The 11902-nt window shown below is 50.6% G+C and carries 5 protein-coding genes; all 5 read right to left on the reverse strand.

Annotated features, from left to right (window positions below):
- Positions 1-9: 9 nt before the first annotated feature.
- The gene (gene pstB / locus ACTJKB_RS05200; RefSeq protein WP_074084040.1) at positions 10-765 is read right to left on the reverse strand and encodes a phosphate ABC transporter ATP-binding protein PstB; all 756 of its coding nucleotides are present in this window, start codon (positions 763-765) and stop codon (positions 10-12) included.
- 255 nt (positions 766-1020) lie between these two features.
- On the reverse strand, positions 1021-1749 hold the full coding sequence (locus ACTJKB_RS05205; RefSeq protein ID WP_440832242.1) for a response regulator transcription factor: 729 nt from the start codon (positions 1747-1749) through the stop codon (positions 1021-1023).
- Between the two features lie 195 nt (positions 1750-1944).
- The gene (gene pnpS, locus ACTJKB_RS05210) at positions 1945-3738 is read right to left on the reverse strand and encodes a two-component system histidine kinase PnpS (protein ID WP_440832244.1); all 1794 of its coding nucleotides are present in this window, start codon (positions 3736-3738) and stop codon (positions 1945-1947) included.
- Positions 3739-4602: 864 nt separating this feature from the next.
- Positions 4603-8400, reverse strand: coding sequence for a carbohydrate binding domain-containing protein (locus tag ACTJKB_RS05215; RefSeq protein ID WP_440832245.1), 3798 nt, complete (start codon positions 8398-8400; stop codon positions 4603-4605).
- Positions 8401-8472: 72 nt separating this feature from the next.
- Entirely contained in the window at positions 8473-11442 is a 2970-nt protein-coding gene (locus ACTJKB_RS05220) for a carbohydrate binding domain-containing protein (protein WP_440832247.1), read from the reverse strand.
- Positions 11443-11902: the final 460 nt, after the last annotated feature.

The raw sequence follows: 11902 nt of genomic DNA on the forward strand, positions 1-11902 counted from the left end.
TCACTTGGATCAGCCGAAGCGTCCTGATATATAGTCTTCAGTGCGGGAGTCCTTCGGATTCGAGAACAGCATCTCGGTATCCGCAGCCTCCACGATTACACCGTTCAGGAAAAACACTGTGCGGCCCGATACCCGTGCGGCCTGATGCATATTATGTGTGACCATGACAATCGTATACTTGTCCCGCAACTCCTGCACCAGTTCTTCGATCTTAAGTGTGGATACCGGGTCCAGAGCGGAGGTCGCCTCATCCATCAGGAGAATATCCGGCTGTACCGCAAGCGCTCTGGCAATGCAAAGACGCTGCTGCTGCCCGCCGGAGAGACTGAGAGCCGATTTCTTAAGGAAATCCTTAACTTCCTCCCACAGGGCGGATTGACGCAGGCTCTGTTCCACCAGCACATCCAGCTCCGCTTTGCCGCGGACTCCGTGCAGACGGGGACCGTAAGCCACATTGTCATAGATCGATTTGGGGAATGGATTCGGCTGCTGGAACACCATGCCTACCTGCTTGCGCAGGCTTTCCACTTCCACCTCATCGCTGTAAATATTTTTACCGCTGATGTTAACCTTACCTTCAATACGTGTACCCGGGATCATATCGTTCATACGGTTAAGTGTACGCAGAAGGGTGGACTTCCCGCAACCGGAGGGTCCGATAAATGCGGTTACCTGTTTCTCAGGCACTTGAAGGTCCACGCTTTTCAGCGCGTGAAATGACTCATAGTAGAGATCTAGCTTCTCTATGTCAATGATGGATTTCATTAGTTTTTGTGTCTCCTTCTCATCATCTTCGTACCCCATGATAAGCTTTCAGTGTAAATAGAGTTGAAGAGAATTGTTAACAGAATGTAAAATCACATGTAAGGTTTGGAAGACAAGAGGACCACTGTTCCGGGTCGAATAACAAAAAGCCCTCACATTGTGAGGACTTGCTTCAGTCAACCTACGAATCCAATTCATAGCTTTTGCCAAAATGCTAGATGTTTATGCATTCACTTATATAAGAACTCCGTAAGATTACATAACCGGGCTTCTTTTTTTGTTCACCACAAGTTTGTAGCCCACCCCGCGGATTGAATCGATATGCACGGATTCCGGGTCCAGCTCAAGCTTCTTACGCAGGGAGCTGACATGTACGTCTACGGTTCGCTGTCCTCCGATGTAATCAAAGCCCCAGACGGCATTCATCAGATCATCACGTGTAAGCACAACCCCCGGCTTGCGGGCCAGATACAGTAGAACCTCGAATTCTTTGGGCCGGAGATTGATGCTCTGACCACCTAGCAATACCTCATACCGCTCAGGGTAAATCTCCAGCTGTCCCAGGATTATGGTAGAAGCGGGCACTGCAGTATCCGGCTGAACTTCTTCGGCCAGACCGGAAATCCGGCGCAGCACTGCACTTACGCGGGCAAGCAGTTCAGATACGCCAAAGGGCTTGGTTATGTAATCATCGGCGCCTGACTTCAGCCCCCGAACCACGTCCTCTTCAGCATTTTTGGCAGTCAGCACGATCACAGGCGTGCGGATGCCTTGACCACGCAGCTTATCCAGAATATCAATCCCATTCATTCCAGGCAGCATCAGATCCAGTACGATTAAGTCAAAAGGTTCTCTAGTCGCACGGTCATATCCTGCCGTTCCATGATCCTCAACGGTGACCTCATAGCCTTCCTGCGTCAAATTATACGACAGCAGCCGGGACAGTGTCGGTTCGTCTTCAATGACAAGCAATCGTTGTGCCATAGTTTCCCCCGTATTCATATGTTTTCAAATTTACAAAACTGCAGGCAAGCCCATCATATCACCAGAATGTTAACCCGGTGTAAAATAACAAAGGATTCATAATATTTCAGACCCTAGAATTAATACTAGACCTTTGAACCCTTCCTGGCAATCCGGGCAGCGAACAAAACTGCCCCTAATATTGACACTGTCCGCTTAGTGAGAACCTTCCTGCAGCAGTGGAAGTTCCAAAATAAAGGAGCTGCCGATTCCAAGGTCGCTTTCTACAGAAATCGATCCGTGATGCAGCTCAACCAGATGCTTGACAATGGACAATCCAAGCCCGGTTCCGCCGGAGCTTCTGGATCTGGCTTTGTCCACCCGGTAGAAGCGTTCGAAAATCCGCGGCAGGTCCTTCCGTGGAATTCCCATCCCGGTATCTCTTACGGTAAAGGTAACCGTCTCTATCCCGTCATTCTTTTGGGTGTTAACCACAATTATATTTACGCTTCCGCCTTCATGAGTGTAATTAATCGCATTGGACAACAGGTTCATGAAGATCTGGCGCAGCTTATCTTCATCCCCCTCCATGAACAGCTCTGCAGGCACATCCGCGCGCAAGCTGATATTCTTCTTCTCAGCTACCTTGCTGAGCGTTTCAAGCACGGAATCGAAGAATTCAATCAAATGCACCGGTGAGCATTCAAGCTGGACGCGTTTGGATTCGATTTTGGAGAGTTCCAGAATGTCTCCAATCAGGCGGTTCAGCCTCTCATTCTCATCATAGATAATTTGCAGAAAAGAGCGCGCGGTTTTCTCATCAGTGACTCCACCGCCAAGCAGTGTCTCGGCAAAACCTTTTACCGCAGCGACTGGAGTCTTCAGCTCATGGGATACATTGGCTACGAACTCGCTGCGCATTTTCTCCAACCGGCGGATTTCCGTTACCTCCTGAAGCAGGAACAGCATTCCCCGGCAGGAGCCGTCTTGAATCATCGGCACGCCGTCCAGCCGCACGATCCGCTCCGCGGGATTATAGATGCTCCGCTCTTCATGGATCGGCTCATTACGGGAGACCCCCTCCTCGATCAGGCGGGTAAGCTCATAGTGATGCTTCAGCTCCTTGTACGAACGCCCTGCCATCTCACTGTTCTTCACATCCAGCAGCCGCTCGGATGCCCGGTTCAAGAGTGCAATTTCACCTTCTGCATTGATCATTACAATACCGCCGGTCATATTGTCCAGCACGCTCTGCAGCAGATCCTCGTTATTCCGGATCGTCTTGAGCTGGTCCTGAAGACTGTCTGCCATCGCATTGATTGCATTTGCAAGCTGACCAATCTCGTCTCTGCGGTTCATCGGAACCCTTGCATCATAATCCAGATCGGTAATCCGCCGGGCGACTCTGGTAATCTGCTCAAGCGGAGAGGTCATGCTGGAAGCAACCTTATAGCTAACAAAAGTCGCTGCAATGAACAGCAGCACCAGCCCGCCTGCCATGATCATCCAGGCCCGGTTCAATCCCTCTGTGACTGCATCGAGCCCCATGGAGAGACGGATATAACCATCAAATCCCTGATCAGATACAACGGCTCCGGCTACGTACAGCATCTCCCGGTTAAGGGTATCACTGTAACGGATCGCGCGCCCAATCCCTTCTTTGGCTGCCAGCACTTCCTCTTCACGAGTAGAATGGTTGTCCATCTCCATCGGATTTTTCTCTGAATCGCCAATAACCTTGCCGTCCTTCAGAATAAAAGTAATCCGGGAACTGGTTAACTTGGCGATATCCTCTGCCTGCTTAGTATAATAGCTGACTGCGTCCGGACTTGCCGTATCTCTAAATTGAAGGGTGCCGGACAGCAGATTTATTTCCCGGGACATGTTTTCTTCCAGCGCGGAAATATGTGAATCCTTAAAGAGCTTGGCCATGGTAATACCTGCACCGATCATGGATATGCCAATCAGGGCCATTAGTATTAGTGTAAGACGAATGCGAAACGGTCTCATGAATTGTATCCTCATCCTTATGATTGTGTCCTTGAGAACATCCTACCTTCATTTTCAGTAAAATACCAGTTCCCGCACCGATTATCAACGCAGTGTAAAATCGGGTAGCGGGACGCCCCGGCGCTGTAGAAATCAAGTTATGATGACAAGCCGGTTGCTCGGGCAGAGATATTGCAAGCCAGCATTTATTGGCTGTTTATTGTTCGCGAATCTACCGTCAGGCAATAGATATAGGCTTTGCACCTTCAGCGCTTTCACAATCCATCTGTTGAACAAACTCACCCTAACGGGTGAATCCAGCATCTCATTGCCGCGGGTAACAGCATTACTCCTAAATTAGGGTATTTCTACCTTCCCATTCTGCCCGCTGGCCCGTTTACGGCGAGATCAGAGGTATTTCTACCTTCCATTCTGCCCGCTAGCCCGTTTATGGCGAGATCAGAGGTATTTCTACCTCTCATTCCGCCCGCTGGCCCGTGTATGGCGAGATCAGAGGTATTTCTACCTTCCATTCTGCCCACTAGCCCGTTTATGACGAGATCAGAGGTATTTCTACCTTCCATTCTGCCCGCTAGCCCGTTTATGACGAGATCAGAGGTATTTCTACCTTCCATTCTGCCCGCTAGCCCGTTTATGGCGAGATCAGAGGTATTTCCTCTTTGGCCCCGTTTAGTTCATTTCGTTTCCTCCGGTCTGTTTCTTCATGTTTATCCCTCTCACTTTTCAATCGGAGTGATCCACAGTTTTTTTACACAGTATAAGTCCCTATACAAGGATAAAACAAGGAGCGGCTCTGGACTGAGCCGCTCCTTGTTTGAATGCCTGCATGGTTCATATGTGCTGTTGTCAGCAGCTTTGATCCTGCTATAGGTCCTTCCAGCGCTGCACGGCAAGGTTGACGGTCTGCGTCCCACCCGCAGGTGTAAGTGTCCGGTTCGCAATATCCGCCCCGCTTGTGCTGGTCTCCACTGAAGCCCAGCTGCCGCGTGTAACCTTATATTGTACCGCCGTTCCCGCCGGCAGGCTTAATGTGATGGAATATACGCCATCACTGCCTTTGGTCAGCTGGTACGCAGGGTCCGCTGCATTCCAGCTATTGAAGCTGCCGGTTAAATACACCGGCCCGCTTGCTGGAGTCGTGCTTGGAACAGTGACCCTGAAGGTCACATTGTCCGCTTGCGGCACACCTGCTGCGATGCTGCCGTTCACTACACTCCACGTGCCTGCTTCGAAGTAATAATTGCTGCCGCCGTTGTTGTCCCAGGTCCCACTGCCATTGTTAAAAGCTGCGGTCAGGCCTGAGGCTGCACCTAGTGGAATCGTGAGGGCCTTGTAGCCCGCAAATGCGGAGGCTTGCATTTGAGTTCCCGGCGCTATTGTCCAAACTGAGGAATTATCTAATTTGTAATGAATATACGCGTTACTGTAAGCCGTATTTTTGTAATAGATTGTTGCCGCAGTGGCCACAGGTGTGGCTGTCGGCGTAGCCGTCGGCGTGGCTGTCGGCGTGGCTGTCGGCGTAGCCGTCGGCGTTGCTGTCGGCGTTGCTGTCGGCGTAGCCGTCGGTGTGGCTGTCGGCGTAGCCGTCGGCGTTGCTGTCGGCGTAGCTGTCGGCGTAGCCGTCGGTGTCGCTGTCGGCGTAGCCGTCGGTGTCGCTGTCGGCGTGGCTGTCGGCGTCAAAGGGCCACCCGTTTTGATGTTTCCGGTTGGCGTGTAGGTCCAGGTGCCAGTGCCGAACAAATAATTGCTACCACCATTGCTGTCCCAAGTTCCACTTCCATTGTTGAAGCAAGCCTCCAACTGGGTAGCGGCGCCGATATTGATCGTGATTTTATTATAGTCGGCTACTTCAGCTGTTGGCATAACCACGCCTGGTGCTGTCGTCCAGGTTCCGCCTACAGGACGGTAATGAATATATGGCGTCGTGTAGCCCTGCTTGTAATAAATGGTTACATTATTTCCGGGCGGGGTGAAGACTAGTGCGGCTGCGCTTAGTGCCGACAGATTGCCTGCGGCATCAAAAGCTTTTACCCTATAGCTGTAACTGGTTTCAGATGCCAGCCCGTTGTCTGTATACGAGTTGCCTGCAGTAGATCCGATCTTGATCCCATTGCGGTAAATCTCATAACCAGCTACACGGATGTTATCGGTAGATGCGTTCCATGTGAGGGCAGCAGAAGAAGCATTGGTCACGGAGACTTGAAGGTTAGCCGGTGTGCTTGGCGCTTCCGTATCTGGAATTGCCGGCTGATCCGTAATAAATGGATGCGTACCTTCAACAGTCCCCTGCATGCTTTCCGTATATTTGCCGTTAGCCAGCGTATACTTGCCTGCTCCGACAAATACCTGCTGGATATCGCTGCGGGTTACATTACCTTTGGCATCTTTGGCTTCAATATAATAATCCACTAACTGGTCGCGGTAATCAGAGATGTAACTGTAATAGAGATTTCCGATATCCGTTGCAGGAACCTTCTGCATGATGGCTTTACTGCTTGGCTGCCAATCGACTCCATTGATATCAGGACTCAAATCGCGGACATTCATCGGGTACTCCACCCATTGTCCAACCTTGGCGGGATCAATACCAGACACACCGGAGGCCGCCAGAGCAGCCGGATCATAGACTTTAAACGTATTATCTGAAGCATCTGCAGTCTTGTCACGGTGGGCACGGATTTTGACTTTGATGTCACTGATACCGCTCGTATCAAAAGCATAGGTATAGATGGAGAAAACGTTGTTAAAGTGCTGCAGGGTCCAGCCCTCCGCCTTACTGACATTAGCGCTGCCGGGATTGTACGGGTAACGCTGCGGCCACCAGACAGAAGGGCCTGTTTTGTCTTTGGCCAGCTTTTGCGATACATAAGGCTTGGAAAAGTACAACGATTGGTTAAAGGACAAGGCCGGCTTCACGCTGTCATCAACATTCTCGTCGTAATATCCGAAGCCGGAATCCATCGCCGGAAGCAGGAAATACCAAGCCAATTCGGCCGGATTCGCACCACCGGAATAATCACTGGAACTGTTCCCTTTTACAGGAAAGGAGAGCATCCAGGGATTCAGTTGATTCCCGTCATACGTAATCTCACGATCCAGCGCCGTAGTCGGCTTCCAGTAATTCGGATGATCGTCTAACCAGATTTGCTCTGCCGTTTTGGCATAATTCAAGGACGCCTGGAGCAAGGCGAAATTACGTTCAAGATAATGATAGCCCTTCTCGAAGGATACCGTCATCCCCTCCTCAACACCAGAAAGATTCTTCTTCGGGGCGAGCGATGTTCCGTTAACCTGGTTAAAGGTGGCGAACTGTCCCTTCCAAATACCGAATGGAAGATGCCAGTGATACCAGGTCGGATCGGAAGAGGAATCACGGGTATCGATCCAAGATCCATCCTGCACGTGAACCACATCGGAGGCGGCTGGCGTATTGCTACGTAGATATTCATCGATACCCATACCCTTAACGCCGCTGTCAGCATAGGTAACATTTCCGGCATTACGCCAGGTTTCTTCAGAGCCTGCCCGGCCCGAAGAATTATCCCCATCATGAGCTACGACAAAAATCTGCTTTTGGGCAACCAGATTCTCATACGGCTTAAGCGCGTCTGCTTTGACCTGGCCCAAATATCCTTCCTCCCAGGACTCTGCCTGCGCTACAGGAACGCCCACTACTCTGGACTCCGCTCCGCTTGCAGGATCGACGTAGCGAACCCAATGCGCAGTTGAGGCAAAAGGATATTTGTTGTATACCACCTGCTGTTCATTGAACATGTTCTGGCTCACCCAGGCTCCTGCGGTACTGACGTTCTGCAGGTCTGCCCGGTTGGGCGGTGATACCATCGTGTCTGTACCGGGACTGTTCAGCAGCGGATAATCTTTTAGTGTGCGCGAGAAATGGTTATTGCCAATAACGGACCACTGGATGCCCAGCTTCTGCAGCACCGGAATAATCCTTTCAGAGAAGCCCAGCTCCGTGGGGAAGAATCCCTTGGAGGATTTGTAGCTGCTTCCCAAAAAATAAGGCTGTGCCAGCGTGGCCCCATGATAGATAATGTCCTTCAGCAAATATTCATTGCCGGCCAGCGGTCCCATCGAGTGATGTCCGGAGAAATGAATCATATCGAGTGTTTTGTTTCCGTTGGTTGTTTTGAGCTGATCGTAGGCATTCTTCCAGGGAGTGCCCCAAGCCGGATTATTGTATCCGCTTACATTCCCTTGTTGAACAATGCTGTTCACGTTGTTTACGACAGCACCAGACATCGTGACATACATCTGCGCTTGTGGATAATTGCTGTTCAGCGTATTCGCCACACTCCAGGGCCAAGTTAGATACGCGCCGGTCTTAGCATGATGGGAGTAATAGGATACCAGGTCATCGTGCGGCATCGGCGAACCATTAGGCAAGTAATAAGTATATCCGGCAGGCGGATTCTGCTTCAGTTGGATCACTTCACCGTCATACGTATAGCGAATCGGACTGCCGATCGGGGCGGAATTATAGGAATTCAAATCATAATAAGCCCAGAAATTAGGCATATGGTTATGGTACACATTCGAAGCGGCAATTTCTGCCGATACATTTGTGACCATAGTCTGGCCGAACAGCAGGAGGCCCAGCATCAGGGCTCCAATTTTGCGCCTAGATCTTAAGTGCTTCATATCCTTTTTCAGCTCCTCTCTTATTATAAAAGAAATGAGAGCATTGATTCCTCAGTGCTCCCATTTCATGAACTATAGGTCCTTCCAGCGCTGCACGGTTAGGTTGACGGTCTGCGCCCCACCCGCAGGTGTAAGCGTCCGGTTCGCAATATCCGGCCCGCTTGTGCTGGTCTCCACTGAAGCCCAGCTGCCGCGTGTAACCTTATATTGTACTGCCGTTCCCGCCGGCAGGCTTAATGTGATGGAATATACGCCATCATTGCCTTTGGTCAGCTGGTACGCAGGGTCCGCTGCATTCCAGCTATTGAAGCTGCCGGTTAAATACACCGGCCCGCTTGCTGGAGTCGTGCTTGGAACAGTGACCCTGAAGGTCACACTGTCCGCTTGCGGCACACCTGCTGCGATGCTGCCGTTCACTACACTCCACGTGCCTGCTCCAAAGTGATAATTGTTGCCGCCGTTGTTGTCCCAGGTCCCGCTGCCGTTATTAAAGGCTGCTGTCAAGCCAGCGGCACTTCCCAGCTGAATCGTAGCCGTTTTATAACCAGCGTAGGATGACGACTGCAGCTGCACTCCAGGAGATGTGGTCCAGACTGCCGATCCATCCAGACTATAATGAATATAAGAATTCGTATAAGCGGTATTCTTGTAGTAAATGGTTACTGAATTGCCAACAGGGGTTGCTGTAGGTGAAACTGTTGGCGTTGGGGTCGCTGTTGGCGTTGGTGTAGCAGTTGGTGTTGCGGTTGGCGTTGGTGTCGGCGTTGGGGTAGCAGTTGGTGTTGCGGTTGGCGTAGCCGTCGGGGTCGCTGTCGGCGTCACTGGGCCGCCCGACTTGATGTTTCCGGTTGGCGTGTAAGTCCAGGTGCCAGTGCCAAATAAATAGTTGCTGCCACCGTTGCTGTCCCAGGTCCCGCTGCCATTATTGAAAGCTGCCTCCAGCTGTGTGGCAGAACCGATATTGATCGTGATTTTATTATAGCCGGCTACTTCAGCTGTTGGCATAACCACGCCTGGTGCTGTCGTCCAGGTTCCGCCTACAGGTCGGTAATGAATATATGGCGTCGTGTAGCCTTGCTTGTAATAAATGGTTACATTATTTCCGGGCGGGGTGAAGACCAGTGCGGCTGCGCTGAGTGCCGACAGATTGCCTGCGGCATCCAATGCTTTTACCGTATAGCTATAGTTGGTCTGCGATGCCAGTCCGTTATCTGTATAAGACGTGTTTGCTGTTGTTCCGACTTTGACTCCATTGCGGTAAATTTCATAACCGGTTACCCCGACATTATCTGTGGAGGCAGTCCAGCTTACGAGCACACTGGATGCATTTTGCACAGTAGCCGCTACATTGCTTGGAACAGAAGGAGCCACGGTATCGATTACCGGCTGGGTTTTGGAATAGATTTTAGCCGAATTCGCTCCCACAGTTACTGTAATTTGTTTGCCGGTTGCGCCTCCCGATTGCACGGTTATAGTGTCAGAAGTATTCAGTTGATTAATGAGTACTGTGCCTGCAGTTAGTGTGCTCTCTGCGCGCAGCGGGATGGTAACGGTCTGTGAACCGCTGGAAGCATTGCTGAATACAGAGATGACTTCCTGGCCCACATTCGTTCCGCTGTCTACACGCCGAGAGAAGGCATACAGGTTCTGGGCGGACCACATTTCACGCTGGGTGCCTGTGCGGAGTGCGGGATTATTTTTGCGGATTTCATTCAGTTTGGCAATATGCTTATAAGTGCTGGTATTCTCATTAAAATAGTTCTCGAGGACATTGCCGCCCGCATCCCGTTTCACCATGGACCAGCGGTTCCAGGTATCAGCGATCCCGCCTGTCATAATCTGACCGTTGCCGTTGCCTTTATTCTGCTCTGTACCCTGGAAGACCACGGGTGTTCCACGGACAGTAAAGATGAAGGACAAAGCATTTTGCATTTTATCCAAGTTGCCGCCTGCTTCCGTCAAAAAGCGGTTGCGGTCATGATTGTCGATAAAGGTAACCATATGGTTCGCATTTCCGTTGTAATAAGAATCCTGAGCGAGCGTGCTTTTGATGTTGGAATCAAAGGACTGCCCGTAAGCAAAACTGTTCAGCACCGAGAAGAACATAGGGAAATCAAGCATGCCCCATTCCTTGTTGTTGCCTACCCAGCGGGAGACAAATTCGGCGTTGCCGTCAAAGTTCTCACCAAAGGTATTCACGCCTAAAAGATTCTGCAGTTCACCGATGTCTGTCGGCTTGACCAGCTTGGCAGCATCCACGCGCGCTCCGTCCGCACCCGTATAGTCAAACCAGCCTTTAATAGAATTAAATACAGCCTGTTTGGCGGCAGGAACGTCAAAGTCGATATCATCCAGCCCGCCAAGATCGTGATTCTCTAAATAATCCTGAGCCCATTGATCGTATCTTCCGTCTGCCAGCGACCAGTTAATATCACCATTATGGTGATACCAGGCCGGATTATTAAAAGGCGCCGCAGGCTGCAGACCTGCTATATCATAATACGCCTGACTGCCCAGCATATAGTCCCCAATATGATTCGGCACTACGTCGATAATCACCTTAATGCCAAGCGCATGGGCGGAATCCACCAGTTCCTTAAGCTTCTCTTTGGTTCCAAAGTAAGGATTGGCCTTATTGGGATCCTTTACGTTGTATCCGTGGTAGGCTGTGTTTTTTCCTGTACCGTTGTTATCGCGGTTAGTCATCTGCGGTTCTGCCACCGGAGAAATCCAAATCGCGGTATATCCCATGTTATGAATATAAGGCAGTTTGTCGATAATACCCTGCCAGTCTCCGCCTTTCATGTAGCGAAAATCATCCTCGGAAGCTTCTCCGTAACGGATAGCGGCACCAGTGGCATTATTAGAGGTATCCCCATCATTGAAGCGGTCAACCATAATCTGGTAGATCGTGTCATTCTCAGTAACAGTACCAATGCTCGCTGCTTCAACCTCTGCGGCTGGCAGCACAAACAAGTTAGCCGTAATGGACAGAACAATTGACGTGATTAATGCCGGAATAAGCCATAGCTTGCGTTTCATTCCTCATCTCCCTCTCATAAGAGCGCATATCGAACCATACTGCCTGTGAATACCCTTCCATCACTTGCAAGACGATGCTGCGGACAAGGAAACCGGTTTCCCTCATAAAAATTACCATGGCTATGTATGCGTTGTCAAGTATTATAATTAGCGTCCGCTGACGGTGATCTCCTGGCTTTTGTCCCAAGGTGACTCGTCCCTGCCCCAGAAAAAACAAAATTACTCTGGCGGGGGAAGTCAAAGGCACTTCTACCTTTCATTTCCTCAAACAACCCTCTTCGGGCGAAATCAGAGGCACTTTTACCTTTCTTTTCCTCAACACAGCCCGCTCTGGGGGAAATCAGAGGCGCTTTTACAATTCATTTCCTCAAATAGCCCACTCCGGGGGGGAATCAAAAGCACTTCTACCTTTCTTTTCTTCAAACAGTCCACTCCCGGCGAATGCAAAAAGCCCTCCCCC

This window comes from Paenibacillus sp. 22594 (genome assembly GCF_052044425.1).
Lineage (GTDB): Bacteria > Bacillota > Bacilli > Paenibacillales > Paenibacillaceae > Paenibacillus_AQ.